Here is a 16,314-nt window from a genome sequence, read left to right as displayed (position 1 = left end):
GACACGCGACAAGGCGTGTGTATAAGCTATACTGCGTCAGTTTCAAAGTCACTCGAAACCACCCGGCCCACCCGATAGCGGCCATCCCTTCTTCATCATTCCTCGACTCCCGCGATGCGTACCGTCTGGTCTCTATTGAATAAACTCGGAGTGCCCATGACTCCCGCGATCTGGAATCGTTTTCTCCGGATGTTGCGGGATCTCGGTCGCTCCGAGGTTGGCGGCAGGGCTCGCCTGCTGTTCGCGGCGTTGATTCTCTTTCTATTTGCGATCAACGGGCTGAACGTCCTGAACAGCTACGTCAATCGAGACTTCATGACCTCGATCGAAAACCAGAACATGGACGGATTCGTGTTTTATGCCCTGGTCTACGTCTTCGTCATCGGGGTGTCCACGGTCGTCGCCGTGATCTATCGTTACGCGGAAGAGAGTCTGGGTCTACTGTGGCGCAAATGGCTGACCCGACACGCCATCGACCGTTATCTGGATGATCGCACCTATTTTCGGCTCCACGCCACCGGCGAGTTGACGAATCCGGATCAGCGCATCTCGGAGGACATCCGGGCACTCACCGCCACCACGCTCTCCTTCACCCTGATGTTTCTGAATGCCACCTTTACCGTGGTGGCCTTTTCCGGGGTGCTGTGGAGTATCAGCCCACTGCTGTTCGTGGTAGCCGTCGCCTATTCCATCCTTGGTTCGCTGCTCGCCATTTATCTGGGCAAGCCCCTGGTCAAGCTCAATTACGACCAACTCGACCGCGAGGCCAATTTCCGTTCGCGCCTGGTGCATGTGCGGGAGAACGCCGAATCCGTCGCGCTGCTGCGCCGGGAGGGGCGGCTCAAGGCCCGTCTGCGCGACCGGCTGGACGACCTGACCGCGAATTTCCAGCGCATCATCCTCATCAACCGCAATCTGGGTTTTTTCACCACCAGTTATAACTATCTGATCCAGATCATCCCCGCCCTGATCGTCGCCCCGCTCTTCATCAAGGGCCACGCGGACTTCGGCGTCATCACCCAATCGGCGGTGGCTTTCACGCACCTGCTCGGCGCCTTTTCGCTGATCATCACCCAGTTTCAGTCGATCTCGGCCTACACGGCGGTGGTGGCGAGGCTCAATGCGCTGCGTGACGCCATGAGTCAGGAGCGGCCCGGCCAGTCTCCGTCACTCGAATTCAGCGATGCCTGCGGCAGCGTCGCCTTCGAGCGACTCACGCTGTACGAGCCCCGCGACGGGCGGATCCTGGTCAAGGATCTGAGTCTGTCGATCCCTGCCGGGGTCTGTCTGCTGGTCCGTTCCACCAGCGAATCGGCGGAAAAGGCGCTCTTCCGGGCGACCGCCGACCTCTGGTACCGGGGGGAGGGGCGCATCCTGCACCCTGGACATGACGAGATCTTCTTCCTGCCCGAGCGGCCCTATCTGCCGCCGGGAACGCTGCGGGAGGTACTGCTGCGCACCGGGCAGGAAAAAGGCATGCCGGATTGGAAGATCCGCGTCAGCCTCAAGACCCTGAATCTGGACCATGCGCTGCTGAAGGCCGGCGGACTCGACGTGGAGCAGAACTGGGCGGATCTCCTGTCGCTGGGCGAGCAGCAGCGTCTGGCGTTCGCGCGGGTGCTGCTCGCCGCGCCGCGCTTCGTCTTCCTGGATCACCCCAGCCGCTCGCTCAGCGAATGTGCGGTCGGCGAGTTGCTCAATCTCCTGCGTCATCAGGATATTACCTATCTGACCCTGGGAGACGCGGCGGACGATCCCCGTTTCTATGATCGGCTCCTGGAGATCGCGGAAGGCGGCACCTGGCAGTTGAGCCCACCCGGCGGGTCGAAGACGCTCGGCAACGGCGCCGATGCGCCGCCCGATATCGCCGCGCCTGTCATTCCAGATGCCCCACCCAAGCCCAATGGAGATCCGGTATGACATCCGAGGCGGCTTTTCCGGCGAACTTTCTCTGGGGCGCTGCCACCTCCGCCTATCAGATCGAAGGCCAACCGCTGGCGGATGGCGCCGGCCCCAGTATCTGGCACCGCTTTGCCCACACCCCTGGGCGCGTGGCCAACGGAGACACCGGCGATCTGGCCTGCGATCATTACCGGCGTTTCGAGGAAGACGTGGCGCTGATGGCGGATCTTGGCTTGGGCGCCTATCGCTTCAGCGTCGCTTGGGGCCGGGTGCTCCCCGAGGGCCGGGGGAGCGTCAACGCCAAGGGGCTCGATTTCTACCGGCGTCTGGTCGATGCCCTGCTGGAGCGCGGCATCGCGCCCATGATCACGCTCTATCACTGGGATCTGCCAGCCGCCCTGCACGATCGCGGGGGCTGGCTCAATCCCGACAGTCCCGCCTGGTTCGCCGACTACGCGCAGGTGCTGTTCCGCGCGCTGGACGATCGGGTGCCGCTATGGGTGACCATCAACGAGCCCTGGGTAGTGACGGTTCCGGGCTATCTGGATGGCGAACTGGCGCCGGGTCATCGCGATCCGTTCGAGGCGCCACGGGTCGCCCATCATCTGCTGCTGGCGCATGCCGAGGCGGTCGCCGCCTATCGGTCGCTGGGCGGCCGCCACCGGATCGGTCTGGCGGTCAATCTGGAGCCCCAACATCCCGCCTCGCCAACGCCCGAGAACCAAGCCGCCGCGCGCCGACGCGACGCCTTCATCAACCGCTGGTTTCTCGATCCGCTCTACCTGGGCCGCTACCCGGCGGAACTCGCGACCATCTTCGGAGCCGCCTGGCCTGAATTCGCCGACGCCGACCTAGCGCGCATCCGCTCCACGTCCGACTCCGTTCTGGGCGGATCGCTCGGAACAGGCTGCGCCACGGACTTCATCGGCGTGAACTATTATTCGCGGGGGCTGGTACGGGCCGATCCCAACACCCAGCCGCTTGGCGCCATCCGAATCAGTCCCGAGAACGCCCCCCGCACCACCATGGGCTGGGAGGTCTATCCGCCGGGACTCACCGAAACCCTGCTATGGATCAAAGAGCACTACGGCAATCCGCCGACCTATATTACGGAGAATGGGGCGGCCTTCGACGACCCGCCGCCAGCGGACGGACTGGTTCCGGATCCCGAGCGGGTGGACTATCTGCGCGCGCACCTTCGCGCCGCGCATGCGGCACTTGAACAGGGAGCGGATCTGCGCGGCTATTTCGTCTGGTCGCTGTTTGACAACTTTGAATGGGCACAAGGCTACTCCCAGCGTTTCGGGCTGATCCGGGTCGATCCTCCGAACCAGGCACGCATCCTCAAGGCGAGCGCTCGTTTTTACCAAAATGTCATTCGCGCCAATGGCGTATGAGCCAGCAACGCATCCAGGATCCGATTTCTCTTCGTAAAACGCTGAAAAAAGCGATCGAATTCAATCGAGACGATGCGCTTTCAGACTCGATCTTGTTGGCGAGCATGCGGTAGAGAAGCGTAGCCGACTTGCGAGCGGTGGCGGTGCTGGCCTTCGGTGCGCCTAAGCGCGCTTTTTGCCGCCGGCGGTCGCTCAGAGCGGCAGGCGCGGATAGAGGGTCGCGACGCTCGGGCGCGGGTAGCCGGGGGTATGCTCCAGCCAGCGCCAGCCAATGCCGTCGGGATTGCCGCCGTAGGCCGGGTCCGTCAGCAGGGCTTCCATCAGATAGAGCAGCAGGGTCGAGAGCCAGTTCTCGCCCTGCGGGCTGGCGGCGACCTGGCGCAGCAACGACTCGCGCGCCGCTTCGTCCAGATCGAGAAATCGGCGGTTGGCGCGCTGCTGGCTGAGGTCATCGAGCCAGGCGGTACCGGCGAGAATGAAGCGCCGCTCCTCGGTATCCACCTTGGAATCGGCGAGGACGAAGCGCAGATAGGTCAGCGCCTGGATCTCGCGCGCGCCAGGGCTGTCGAGCTCGGAGGGGAAGAGGTGTTGCTGCACGGCGTCCAGCAGCGCCCAGCGGTGCTCGGAGTCCTGCTCGGCATCAGCGGCCGCGGCGCGGGCCGCCGTGGGGCCGAAGAGCGCGGCGGCCGAGACGCCCGCCAACCGGACCAGAAAGGCGCGGCGGCTCAAGAGCGCGCGATGCCAATCGAGCAACTGAAGGGGGATTGGCATGCCGGCCTCGGGCCGGGTCGGTCGTTCTCGGCGCATGGGCGTGGCTCCCGCTGGCGGAGGCTTGTTCACTGCGATGACTGAAGGATGGGATTGGATCCCGGACGCATCCCGCGATGCGCCCCGGATAAGCTCCGTGCCCTGGCGCGGGACCGCGCCCGGACACGAAGCGGTCAAGCGCCTCGGTTATTTCTTGCCACCGCACTTGCCTTCGCCGCATTTCCCTTCGGCCGCCTTGTCGCCCTCGCCCTCGCCCTCGCCCTCGCCGCACTTGCCTTCGGCACTTTTCCCTTCCCCACATTTTCCCTCGGCGTCCTTACCCTCGCCGCACTTGCCCTCGGCATCGGACTCGGCGAGTTGGACGTAGCCGCGATCCAGTGCCTGTACCGCGAACGGATTGTCCGCCGCCTGGGCCAGACCGAAGGTCGCCAGACTGCCCACCAGGGCCGCGCCCGCCAGCGTCGTATAAATCAGGGTCTTGTTGCTCATAGCATGACTCCAGATCGATCGTCAGTTGGTTGGATAGATGGAAAGACATCGGCCGATCATTGGTGAAACCTACGCAGGGCTCGCCCTCGGTTAAGGTATCTCAAGAGGAAGCCTGATGCTTTCAGTGCAAGCAAGCCCCGCAGCCTTGAATGCGCGGATTCTACCGAGCGGCTCGAACGCTCGGTAGCAGAAAAGTCCGACAGGCTGCTAGCCTTGTTTCCGGTCGAAGCGGTCGGCTGTCATCACCTTGGTCCAGGCGGCGACGAAGTCGCGGACGAATTCCTCGTCACCATCCGCGGAGGCATAGACCTCGGCGACGGCACGCAGTTCGGCGTTCGATCCGAAGATCAGATCCACCGGCGTCGCTGTCCACTTCAGCTCGCCCGAGGCGCGGTCGCGGCCCTCGTAGATCCCCTCCGCGTCCGCCGATTTCGACCACTTGGTCGACAGATCGAGCAGATGGACGAAGAAGTCGTTGCTCAGCGTCCCGGGACGATCCGTGAGCACGCCATGCTTGACGCCGCCAGCGTTGGCGCCCAGGGCGCGCAGGCCGCCGACCAGCGCGGTCATCTCGGGAACGGTCAGTCCCAGCAGGTCCGCGCGATCGACGAGCATCTCTGCCGGCGACAGGCGGTTGCCGCTCCCGAAGTAGTTACGGAAGCCATCCGCCGTCGGCTCGAGGACGGCGAAGGAGGCGACATCGGTCTGCTCCTGGGTCGCATCCCCGCGGCCGGGGTTGAAAGGCACCTCCACCAGATAGCCGCCTGCTTTCGCCGCCTGCTCGATGGCGGCCGCGCCGCCAAGGACGATCAGGTCGGCGAGGGAGACCTGCTTGCCGCCGGGCGTCGAGCCGTTGAAATCCTTCTGGATGCCTTCCAGTGTCGCCAGCACCTTCGCCAGCTCCGGCGGGTCATTGACCGGCCAATCCTTCTGCGGGTTCAGGCGGATACGCGCACCGTTGGCACCACCGCGCATGTCCGAGTCGCGATAGGTGGCGGCCGATGCCCATGCGGTCCGCACCAGCGCGGCCGCGGAGAGGCCAGAGTCGAGGATCTTCTGCTTGAGCACGGCGATATCCGTCGCGTTGGCCGGCTCGTCATCGACCTCCGGAACCGGATCCTGCCAAATCGACATCTCGTCTGGCACCTCGGCGCCCAGGTACCGCGCACGCGGTCCCATATCGCGGTGCGTCAGCTTGAACCACGCCTTGGCGAAGGCGAGCTCGAATGCTTCGGGGTTTTCCAGGAAGCGCTTGGAAATCTCGCGGTAGGCCGGATCGAACTTCAGCGCCAGATCTGTCGTGAACATCATCGGGGCATGCCGCTTGCCCTCGACATGGGCATCGGGGACCGTGTCGGCGCCAGCTCCACCCTTGGGTTGCCACTGAATGGCGCCGGCGGGGCTGCGGGTCTGTTCCCAGTCGAAGTTAAACAGGTTCGTCAGATACAGCATCGTGAACTGCGTCGGCGCCTGGGTCCAGGCGCCTTCCAGGCCGCTCCCGATGGTGTCCTCGGCATTGCCTTTGCCGCATTGATTGGCCCAGCCGAGACCCTGCTGCTCGATGGGAGCCGCCGCCGGTTCCGCGCCCACGCACTCGGACGGTTTGCCCGCGCCATGGGTTTTGCCGAAGGTGTGGCCGCCGGCGATCAGGGCGACGGTCTCTTCATCGTTCATGGCCATGCGGCCGAAGGCCACGCGGATCTGCTCGGCGGCCGCAAGCGGGTCCGGGTTCCCGGCGGGGCCTTCCGGATTCACATAGATGAGGCCCATCTGCGTGGCCGCGAGTGGGTTCTCCAGCTTCCCTTGTTCGTCGTAGCGCTCCCGCCCCAGCATGTCGGCTTCCGGACCCCAGTTGACCATCTCTGGCTCCCAGTCGTCCGCTCGGCCGCCGGCGAAGCCAAAGGTCTTGAAACCCATATCCTCCATAGCGACGGTACCGGCCAGGACCATCAAGTCGCCCCAGGAGATGTTGCGGCCGTACTTCTGCTTGATCGGCCAGAGCAGGCGCCGCGCCTTGTCGAGGTTGACATTGTCGGGCCAACTATTGAGCGGATCGAAGCGCTGCTGGCCGCCACCGGCGCCGCCGCGCCCGTCCGAGACGCGGTAGGTGCCGGCGCTGTGCCAGGCCATGCGGATGAACAGGGGGCCATAGTGGCCGAAGTCGGCCGGCCACCAGTCCTGGGAGGTGGTCATCAGCGCCTTGAGATCCGTCTTCAGGGCCTCGAAATCAAGGCTGGCGAAGGCTGTTGCGTAATCGAAGCGCTCGCCGTAAGGGTTGGACGCCGGATCGTGGTCGCGCAGCGGCTGGAGATTGAGCTGATCAGGCCACCAGAATTGGTTGGGCCTCGGCTTGCCGGACGCCATGGCCGAGGCTTGGATATCGGCTATCGGCGCAGTGGTACTCGCCTGAGTCACGGCCGTGTCTGCCGGGCTGCCGGCATCGGCACGACTGGGCTTCCGAACCCAGTCGAACGAGGGCAGAGAGAGACCGAGCCCCAGGGGAGCCTCGCTGAGGGGCAGGTTAGGCTCGGTCTCGGCTTGGGCGACAGGAACTGCGGGAGCGGTGAGAAGCGCGGACATGATGGCGGCGGGGATGGTTGCTCGGCGCATTGTTTTGTCTCCTCGTCATTGGTGAATCGAATGATCTCTCGCGAAGCCCGCGTTTTTCCCGGCTTGACCGTGCTCCAGAGCCGGTCCGCGGTAGGCACATGGAGCACATATTCCGCGCTCTAGTACCTTGATGAAGAATGAACCGATCGGAAGAACGACTCCAATCGGAACGGAAGATCGACACGACAGGGAAATTCAATGGATGGACGAAGGGAGAAGCTATCTTCCGGAATAGAAAACCGTTTAGGGGCGATTTAAATCGCCCCTAGAACACTCGAAATTGGGATACTCATTCCCGGATATCGCCTAAGGACCAAAGCATGGGGAAATATCCAGCATGAGCGAGCCATCGCACCAAACGAATCGACCCGAGCCGCTCGATACAGACCTGATCGACGCGGGCCTCTGGCCCTCCGCCGACTATCGCCGCCAGGTCGAGCGTCTGCGCGCCGCCGTTGGCGAGACCCTCTATCTGGTCGAACTGGTCGAGAGCGCCATTCAACTCGGCGTGCAGCTCACCGGCCAGCCCTTCGAGTTGCTTGGGGTCATCGACTTCCCGCGCCCCGACCCGACGCGCGGGCTGGCCCCGCACCTGCTGCTGCTCGACGACGGACGCGGGGTGAACCTAGGGCGGATCGCCCGCGTCAGCCGCCGCCCCTTTGCACCCGCGTCGGCGGATCTGCTGTATCTGGACCAGGCCGCCCATCAACATCTGCTGTTCGCCGAGCGGCGTCTGTCGCGCGATTTTCTGACCGCGCGCAGCCGGGCTGCGCTGGGCGAGTGTCTGGGCTATGCACCGCCCGAGTTGGCCCGGCTCCTCGCCGGTCCGCCGGACGACAAGACGGATCTGGGGAGAGGGATATAGCTAAGGGTTGGAATTTCTGGTCGCGGCGCACATCGTTCGCACCGTTGCCGTGACTCCCACACTTGAGGGCGTTCTGGTCGGGTACGACCTTGCAAGCGAGCGAGAAGCGCAGTTGAACTGCCGTGTCACGACACGTCACGCGGGATTGCCAAAGGATGGGAATGAAGCGGATCAAGCGTTTGATTTGATTGGCGCGCCCGACAGGATTCGAACCTGTGACCCCAGCCTTCGGAGGGCTGTACTCTATCCATCTGAGCTACGGGCGCAGACCAAGTATTATGGATGTCGGACGCGCTTCCGTCAAAGGCAATTTTGCCGGCTCAAACAGTGTTCGGCATGGCTTGGCATTCGCCGTCTCCTGAAGTAACTCGTGGCGATGCCCTCGAACCGCGAATAATGGGATGGTCAGCCACGCTCCTCCAACGCGCCCAGACACAGTCTGAACCTCACTGCCTGAACAACGAAAAGACCGGCCGTCCGTTGAGCGGCTGAAGCGGACGCGCATTCGCGCCCACCGCCTGGGCGATCCGCTGAATCTGCCAGGGACTGACTTCGAGCGCTTCCTTCATGACAAACCACAGCACGGGCTCGGTACAGGGCGGGGTGACCAGCGATCCGACATAGCGAAAATAACTGTGATCGGTCGGTAACAGAAAAATTGGATTGATCCCGACCTGGCGGTGTCTCACCTGTTCCCCGCCACGCATCGGCAGATATTCAAGGATGCGCGACAGGATGCGGTTTTCGCGCTCGCCCGCGCGAACCGGCACCGCGACAATGACGTACCCCCCCTGACGATCACGATGCACCAGATGGATTTCGGCCTCGGCCGTGACGCCATTGAAACCGTGTTCTCCCGGTACATGAAAATTGAACTCCTCCAGATCGTAGGCATCGCCGCGCACCAGCAGGGCGCTTCCGGGAGGCGAAAGAACATGCACGCCATGCCCGTTATTGACGGCCTCAAGGCGTTGGGAGCGGTACTGGAAACTCAGCGGGGTAAAGGCGGCCGGCTGCGTTTGCGCCAGATCGACCGGAGATTGCGACAGCCCCTTGACGCAGGTCTCGTTCGCCGCGTCCAGATCGCCCCAGTGCGCCGGACCCGACTCGCCCGCATAGCTCCAACGCGGGCCGGAAGCGTCCGAGGCGGCGGCAATGCTCGATCCGCTACCTGCGGCAGCGATCAGCGTGACCAGGAAAACGAAGGCGCGGCGCGGCGCTCGGATACAACCGTCAAGCAGGATCGTATCGACCATGTTCTCAAGCCCCGCGCTTCTTGATGCGATCGATCGAAACCACCTGGACGCTCTGGGGCTCGTCGGCATAATAGGGACGCTCGCCGCCGCGTCCCTGCTCGTCGGCCAGTTCCTTTTCGCGCGCCGCGATCAAACCCAGGCACTTCCGCACGTCCTGGATGGTGGCGTCCGACAGCGGATGACGCATTCCAGGCGGCGGTGTCACATCCTTCACGATCGCCGACAGGGTCCAGCGCATGGCGATCAGGATTTCCTGTTCTTTCGTCAGGTCGGTCATGGTGTCTCCAATTGCGGTAGTGGTTTGGGGCGATTCTTATTCTTGAACGAGCAGGGCCGCAAGTCCGGCCTCGTCGAGCACCGGGATGCCGAGCGCCCGCGCTTTGTCGAGCTTCGAGCCAGCGGCCTCGCCCGCCAGCAGATAATCGGTTTTGCTGGAGAGGCTGCCCGAGACCCTGGCGCCGAATCCTTGCAACTGCTCCTTGATCGCATCGCGCGGGCGACTCAGCGTGCCCGTGATGACGAAGGTCTTTCCGGTCAGCGGCGATGCGCCTGCGGCGCTCGGTTGGGGTGCGGTCTCCGGCCAGCGAATTCCAGCCGCCAGCAGTCGCGCGATGGCCTCGCGATTGTGCGCCTGGGCAAAAAAACCGGCGAGATGGGCCGCGACCACGGGGCCGACGCCTTCGACCAGACGGGCGCTGTTCCAATAGAGATCCTCCAGCCCGGCCAGACGCAGCGCCTGAAGACTCCCGAAGCGCTCCGCCAGCAGGGACGCGCGCGCCGGCGTCAGACCGCGAATCCCGAGTCCGGTCAGCCAGTCCGCCAGGTTGCCGTCTGTCTCCTGCTCTGGGTGCTCGACCAGAAAACGGTGCAGCGCGGTTGCGGTCTCGATGCCGATCCCCTTGATCCCGCGCTCCCGGACAAAATCGGATTCGCGCGCCTGCATCAGAGACGCCATCCCGTCGAAGCGCGCGGCCAAGGCCTGCGCGGTGGTCTCGCCGACCTCCCGAATCCCGAGCGCGAAGATGAAGCGGGCGAAGCTGGTCTCCTTGCTCCGCTCCAGCGCCGCGAGCAGGTTCGCGGCCGATTTTTCGCCCATGCGTTCGAGTCTGGCGAGCTGTTCCGGTGTCAGGCGATAGAGATCGGCGGGCTCGCGCACCCAATCCAGATCCACCAGTTGCTCGATCAGCTTCTCGCCCAAACCCTCGATATCCATCGCGCGGCGCGAGGCGAAATGCCGGATCGCCTCCTTGCGCTGGGCGGGGCAATAAAGTCCGCCGGTACAGCGGGCCACCGCCTCGCCCTCCGGACGGATCACATCGGAGCCGCAAACGGGGCACTGGCTCGGCAATTCGACCGCGCGGACATCCGGCGGACGGCGCTCGGGGACGACCCGCACGACCTCCGGGATCACCTCGCCGGCGCGGCGCACGATGACGGTATCGCCGATGCGCACATCCTTGCGAATCACCTCGTCCATGTTGTGCAGGGTGGCGTTCGCGACGGTCACGCCTCCGACCTGCACGGGCCGCAGTCGCGCGACCGGCGTCACCGCGCCGGTCCGTCCGACCTGAAACTCCACCGCCTCGACCTGGGTGAGTTCCTCCTGGGCCGGAAATTTGCGGGCGACCGCCCAGCGCGGATGATGCGCGGTCGCCCCGAGACGCACCTGATCCGCCAGTCGATCGACCTTGAACACCACGCCATCGATGTCGTAATCCAGCGCGTCGCGGCGCTCGCCAAGCGCATCGAAGTAGGCACGGCAGCCGTCCAGCCCCCGCACCTGTTGCAGTTCTTTTGAGATCGGCACGCCCCAGGCAGCCAGGCGTTGCAGCATGACGAACTGACTCTCGCCGGCTGACGCCGAAAGTTCACCCCAGCCATAACAGCAGAAGGCCAGCGGCCGCCCGGCGGTGATCCGCGCGTCGAGCTGGCGCAGGCTCCCGGCCGCCGCGTTGCGCGGGTTGGCGAAGGGTGTCCGACCCTTGCGCCGCATCTCCGCGTTCAGCCGCGCGAACCCGGCGCGGGTCATATAGATCTCCCCGCGAACCTCCAGGATCGCCGGCCAATCCTCCCCGAGCAGACGCAGCGGAATCGTCTGAATGGTGCGCGCGTTCTGCGTCACGTCCTCGCCGGTCGTCCCATCGCCCCGCGTGGCGGCCTGGATCAGAATGCCCTGTTCGTAACGCAGGTTCACGGCCAGACCGTCAAGCTTGGGCTCGGCGAGGTAGAGAATCGGAGCGTCGTCTTGAAAGGACTTGGCAAGGCGCTGATGGAATTCCAGCAGTTCCGCGTCGCTCATCGCGTTATCGAGCGAGATCATGGGGATGCGATGACGGACGGCGAGAAACTCGGGGCGGGGCTGGCCGCCGACTCGCTGAGTCGGCGAATCGGGCGTCACAAGCGCCGGATACTCGGCCTCCAGCGCCTGAAGTTCGCGGATCAGGCGGTCATATTCGGCATCCGGGATCTCCGGATCGTCGAGTACGTAATAGCGATGATTGTGATAGCGGATTCGTGCGCGCAGGGACTCGGCGCGCCGATGCGCATCATCGGGCATGCTCACCGCCGACCGGTCCTTGACCAATGCAGCTGATGGTTGAGCACCGCCTTGCGCATCTCGTCCTGCTTCTTCACCGTCAGCGAACGCCGGGTGTCGTCGAGGACATCGCCATTGAGTGAAATGGCCAGCTTGCGCGCCGTGGCGATCATCTCGTCAAGGATGGTCATGTCTTCCGGGTTGCCCTCCAGTTGCGCGAACAACATGAGACCGGGAGTCGAAAAATCCTCCATGTCGTCGAAGGGGAAGGTTCCCGGCTTGACCATGTTCGCCATACTGAAATAGACCCGGGTCTCGTCGTCGAACTCGTCGAGACAATGAAAGATGTCCATCTCGCCCGGATGCAGTCCGCACGACTCGGCCATGTCCATCAGTGCCGGCCCCGGAAACGGCTGTCCGCGCGCACTGACGCTGACCTGAATCAACAGCGGTTCGAGCTTGGACCCGGACGCGACAGGCCTGGACTCGGGGCGAGGCGCATCCTCGCTCTTGACGTCATCGCCATCCCATTGGTTTTCGGAGCGCGACACCGATCTTGCGTGGACAGTGGCCCGGTCTTCATCCAGTGCGCCAAGCGTTGGCTCCTGCTTGCCTTTATGTACACCATAAGGCGAATCGACATCCTCTTCGGCATCGAAATCCTCCTCGTATCCCTCTTCTTCCGCGTCCGCTTCTTTCTCGCGGTGGCGTTCCCACAGATAGAGAAGCAGAATCATCAAGGCGCCGACGACAATCAGGATCAGGCGGATGGTATTGGGGTCCATGCGAATTCTGGTTGTAGAAATAATGTGAAATGTGTTCGTCGAGTATATCAACGTGCGTCGAGGCTGTATTGTCCCGCAATGACGCCCATTCAGGAAACCGCCGCCAGCCGAACCGCCTCGTCCACGTCCACCGAGACCAGACGCGAGACGCCCGGCTCGTGCATGGTGACCCCCAGCAGATGGTCGGCAATCTCCATCGTCACCTTGTTATGGCTGATGAAGATGAACTGAACCCGCTCCGACATCGAACGGACCAGCTCGCAAAAACGCACCACGTTGGCGTCGTCCAGCGGCGCGTCCACCTCGTCGAGCATGCAAAAAGGCGCCGGATTGAGCTGAAAAATGGCGAACACCAGGGCGACCGCGGTCAGCGCCTTCTCGCCGCCGGAGAGCAGATGAATGGTCGAGTTGCGCTTGCCCGGCGGCCGCGCCATGACACTGACCCCGGTCTCCAGCAAATCCTCGTCAGTGAGTGTCAGATAGGCTTGTCCGCCGCCGAACAGACGCGGGAAAATCTCCCGGAATCCCTGATCGACCCGGTCATAGGTTTCCTTGAAGCGGTGGCGCGTCTCCCGGTCGATCTTGCGAATAGCCTGCTCCAGCGTCTCCAATGAGCGCGTGATGTCCTCGTGTTGAGCATCCAGATACGTCTTGCGCTGCGACTGTTCCTTGAATTCGTCGATCGCGGCCAGGTTGATGGCACCCAGGCGCTGGATGCGCGCGCCGACCTTGGACAGTTCCTCCTGCCACACCGCCTCGCCGTCCTCGGCCGCGCTCGCGGCGCGCGCCGCGTCGTCCATGGACGCCAGCACCGCCGCCGGAACGGTATCCGACTCGGCAAGCTGTTCCTCCAGGGTCCGCCGCCGCACCAGACGCTCCTGACGTTCGAGCCGCAGGGCATCCAGGCCGCGCTGATTCGCATGAACCCCCTGCTCCACCCGCAGGCGTTCCTGTTCCAGCCCGCGCACCTCGGCATCGAGCGACTCGCGCCGGTTGCGGGCATCGCCGAGCGCCTGTTCGACCTCGACCCGCAACGCCAGATGTTCGTCGAGCCGTTCGCGTTGTTCGAGCAGCGGCTCGACGTCTTCCTCCAGCGCATCCTGCAACGCGTCGCGCCGCTCGCTCAGTTGGGTCTGCTGCTCATCTGCGCGCGTCAGGCTCTGCTGGGTCGCCGCCCGCGCGGCCCGGTTGGATTCGACACTGACCCGCAGACCCTGGCTCCGCTCGCGGCAGGCGCGCTCGCGCTCGCGCCCCTGGGCGACCGTCGAGCGCAGACGGTCGCGCTCTTGCACCATGAAGTCACGCCGCTCGGCCAGCGCATCCATCTCGGCCAGGTGTTCGTGAAGACGCTCTCGGGTCTCTTCCATCTCGGCGATGGCGTCGGCGGTCTGTTGATCGAGTTCGAGCCGTTCGTCGGCCAGCGCCCGCAGACGTTCCTGCTGATGCTCGCGACGGGTGCGCGCGCTACTGAGTTCGGCCCGCAGACTGGATAACTCGCGCTCCAGCACCGTGCGTTGCTGATCCATGGCCAGACGCGACTGTTCCGCCTCGGCCCGCGCCGCGCGCAACTGCTCCGCGTCCGCCAACAGGGCCGATTCATCCGCCAGCAGATCCGCGATCTCGCTTCGCAGCGATTTGACGGCATCCGCCCGCGCCAGCACACCGCCACCGTCCTCGGTCGCCGGCGCGCCCAACCAGTTGCGACCGACCTGCACGCCCTCGCGAGTGATCAGACGTTCGCCTGGCCCCAGAGTCTCGCGCGCATCGAGCGCGTCCGCGAGTCCCTCGGCAACCCGCACGCCTCCCAGCAGACTCGCCAGCGACCAGGGCGCACGCACTCTGGACACCAGCGTGTCGAGCGCATCGTCCGACCGCGCACCTTCCTCTGTGCCAAGCTCCCTCGCCCCTTCCTCCTTGCCCCTTGCCCCTTGCCCCTTGCCCCCTTCCCCAAGGGCAGGCGTTGTATCCAACAGCACCAACCCCGGCAGCAGCGGCTCGGCCACCGTGCCATGCCGATCCAGCCCGGTCGTTCCCACCGCCCGCAGCGCGTCGCCCAGCAAGGTTTCCACCGCCGTTTCCCAGCCGGCGTCAACTTCAAGATGATCGACCAGACGGGGCGCCTCCGCGAGCCCCTGACGCGCGAGCCACGCGGCGCGCTCGCCATCCCGGTCGGCGAGCGCCGCCTCCTGCAAGGCGCTCAGCGAGGCCAGGCGTCCCCGCGACTCCTGAAGCCCCGTGCGCAGCCGGTCGAGTTCGTCGGCCAATTCACGCAGCGCCGACTCCCGACGTTCCAGATCCTCGGCGCAACCCTGTTGATGCGACTCGACCTCGCCGATCTGCTCTTCAAGCCCGAGTTCCCGTTCGGTCAGCTCTTCGATCCGCGTCGCGACATCGCCCGCGTCCAGACGCGCGGCCTCCTCCTCGATGCGGCGCAGACGCTCCCGATCACGCCCGACACGCTGTTCCAGCGCATTCATGCGCGCCCGCTCGACCTGCGCCTGCTGGGCGGGACGGGCCGACGCCTGATTGAAAGCGTCCCACTCGGACTCCCAGACCTTGAGTTGATCCTCGGCGGTCATCAAAACCCCGACGGCCTCGCCCAGCGCCTGTTCGGCCGCCTGCCATTCGGGCTCGTCGCGCGCCAACTCGCCCGCGATCTCGGTCAGGCGTGTCTGATCGCGCTCCAGATGGCGTTCGGCCTCGTACAACTCCTGTTCCAGCCGGACCAATTCGGCCTCGCGCCGGCCGCGCGCCTCCGCGGCGAACTGGATCGCCTGCTCGGCCCGCGCGATTTCCGCTCCCACGGCATAGAAACGCCCCTGCACCTCGTTGAAGCTGTCCGAAGCGGCGTTCTGATCCTCGCGCCGCGCCTCGATATCCGCCTCCAAGCGACGCTGTCGCGCGATCCCGGACTCGGTGGCGTTTTCCGCCTCGGCCAGCAGACGCTCCTGGCGCTCAATCTCCACGTCCAGCGCACGCCAGCGCAGCGCCTTCAACTCCAGATCCAGACGCCGCTCGTCGGCCCGAAGCTGGGTGTATTTCTCCGCGGTGGCGGCCTGACGCTCCAGATGCTGAAGTTGCTTGCCCACCTCCTCGCGCAGATCGTCGAGTCGGTCCAGATTCTCGCGGGTGTGACGGATGCGGGTTTCGGTCTCGCGCCGCCGCTCCTTGTACTTGGAAATCCCCGCCGCTTCCTCCAGAAAGAGCCGCAGATCCTCCGGGCGCGACTCGATGATCCGCGTGATCATCCCCTGTTCGATGATGGCGTAGGAGCGCGGCCCCAGACCGGTGCCGAGAAACAGATCCTGAATGTCGCGCCGACGGCAGCGCGAGCCGTTGAGAAAATAGCCGGACTGACCGTCGCGCGAGACCTGGCGCTTGACCGCGATCTGATTGAAGGCCGCGTACTCGCCGCCGACCCCGCCGTCGCTGTTGTCGAACACCAATTCGATGCTGGCCACGCCCACCGGCTTGCGCCCGGTACTGCCGTTGAAGATGACATCGGCCATCGACTCGCCGCGCAGCATCTTGGCCGAGCTTTCGCCCATCACCCAGCGCACGGCATCGATTACATTGGACTTGCCGCAGCCGTTCGGCCCGACGACGCCCACCAGATTGCTTGGGAACGAGACCGTCGTGGGATCGACGAACGACTTGAATCCGGCCAGCCTGATCTTTTCGAGTCTCATGTCTCAATACTGACGCG

11 protein-coding genes and 1 tRNA gene are annotated in these 16,314 nt (G+C 64.6%); 3 read left to right on the top strand and 9 right to left on the bottom strand.

The window, feature by feature from the left end:
• Positions 1-156: 156 nt before the first annotated feature.
• Both THIVI_RS21745 and THIVI_RS21740 read left to right on the top strand, forming a co-directional pair.
• Entirely contained in the window at positions 157-1,920 is a 1,764-nt protein-coding gene (locus tag THIVI_RS21745; RefSeq protein ID WP_014780668.1) for an ABC transporter ATP-binding protein/permease, read from the top strand.
• On the top strand, positions 1,917-3,299 hold the full coding sequence (locus THIVI_RS21740; protein WP_014780667.1) for a GH1 family beta-glucosidase: 1,383 nt from the start codon (positions 1,917-1,919) through the stop codon (positions 3,297-3,299). The genes THIVI_RS21745 and THIVI_RS21740 overlap by 4 nt, the downstream gene beginning before the upstream one ends.
• A gap of 192 nt (positions 3,300-3,491) precedes the next feature.
• Here THIVI_RS21740 and THIVI_RS21735 read toward each other — a convergent pair whose 3' ends face one another.
• The 3 genes from THIVI_RS21735 to katG all read right to left on the bottom strand — a co-directional run bounded on the left by THIVI_RS21735 (position 3,492) and on the right by katG (position 6,920).
• Positions 3,492-4,106, bottom strand: a complete 615-nt coding sequence (locus THIVI_RS21735) for a gluconate 2-dehydrogenase subunit 3 family protein (protein ID WP_014780666.1) — start codon at positions 4,104-4,106, stop codon at positions 3,492-3,494.
• Positions 4,107-4,253: 147 nt separating this feature from the next.
• The gene (locus THIVI_RS21730) at positions 4,254-4,556 is read right to left on the bottom strand and encodes an HvfA family oxazolone/thioamide-modified RiPP metallophore (RefSeq protein ID WP_014780665.1); all 303 of its coding nucleotides are present in this window, start codon (positions 4,554-4,556) and stop codon (positions 4,254-4,256) included.
• 207 nt (positions 4,557-4,763) lie between these two features.
• Positions 4,764-6,920: a catalase/peroxidase HPI gene (gene katG / locus THIVI_RS21725; protein ID WP_086013627.1), complete on the bottom strand. Its 2,157-nt coding sequence runs from the start codon at positions 6,918-6,920 to the stop codon at positions 4,764-4,766.
• A 583-nt stretch (positions 6,921-7,503) separates the two neighbouring features.
• On the opposite strand from katG, the gene THIVI_RS21720 reads away from it, so the two are divergent.
• Entirely contained in the window at positions 7,504-8,031 is a 528-nt protein-coding gene (locus THIVI_RS21720; RefSeq protein ID WP_014780663.1) for a hypothetical protein, read from the top strand.
• Positions 8,032-8,220: 189 nt separating this feature from the next.
• Here the strand turns inward: THIVI_RS21720 and THIVI_RS21715 are convergent.
• The 6 genes from THIVI_RS21715 to smc all read right to left on the bottom strand — a co-directional run bounded on the left by THIVI_RS21715 (position 8,221) and on the right by smc (position 16,297).
• Positions 8,221-8,297, bottom strand: a tRNA-Arg gene (locus THIVI_RS21715).
• A 180-nt stretch (positions 8,298-8,477) separates the two neighbouring features.
• A complete protein-coding gene (locus THIVI_RS21710; protein WP_014780662.1) occupies positions 8,478-9,287 on the bottom strand; it encodes a carbonic anhydrase in 810 nt (269 codons plus the stop codon).
• Between the two features lie 4 nt (positions 9,288-9,291).
• Positions 9,292-9,564, bottom strand: a complete 273-nt coding sequence (locus THIVI_RS21705; RefSeq protein WP_014780661.1) for a hypothetical protein — start codon at positions 9,562-9,564, stop codon at positions 9,292-9,294.
• Positions 9,565-9,600: 36 nt separating this feature from the next.
• The gene (gene ligA, locus THIVI_RS21700; RefSeq protein ID WP_086013620.1) at positions 9,601-11,844 is read right to left on the bottom strand and encodes an NAD-dependent DNA ligase LigA; all 2,244 of its coding nucleotides are present in this window, start codon (positions 11,842-11,844) and stop codon (positions 9,601-9,603) included.
• A 2-nt stretch (positions 11,845-11,846) separates the two neighbouring features.
• Positions 11,847-12,608 (bottom strand): cell division protein ZipA, encoded by a 762-nt coding sequence (locus tag THIVI_RS21695; RefSeq protein WP_014780659.1) that lies wholly within the window; start codon positions 12,606-12,608, stop codon positions 11,847-11,849.
• 89 nt (positions 12,609-12,697) lie between these two features.
• Positions 12,698-16,297, bottom strand: a complete 3,600-nt coding sequence (smc, locus tag THIVI_RS21690; RefSeq protein ID WP_014780658.1) for a chromosome segregation protein SMC — start codon at positions 16,295-16,297, stop codon at positions 12,698-12,700.
• Positions 16,298-16,314 lie beyond the last annotated feature (17 nt).

This window comes from Thiocystis violascens DSM 198 (assembly GCF_000227745.2).
GTDB classification, from domain to species: domain Bacteria; phylum Pseudomonadota; class Gammaproteobacteria; order Chromatiales; family Chromatiaceae; genus Chromatium; species Chromatium violascens.
The sequence above is the reverse complement of the archived record's forward strand: the minus strand, read 5'-3'. Positions and strand labels throughout refer to the sequence as shown.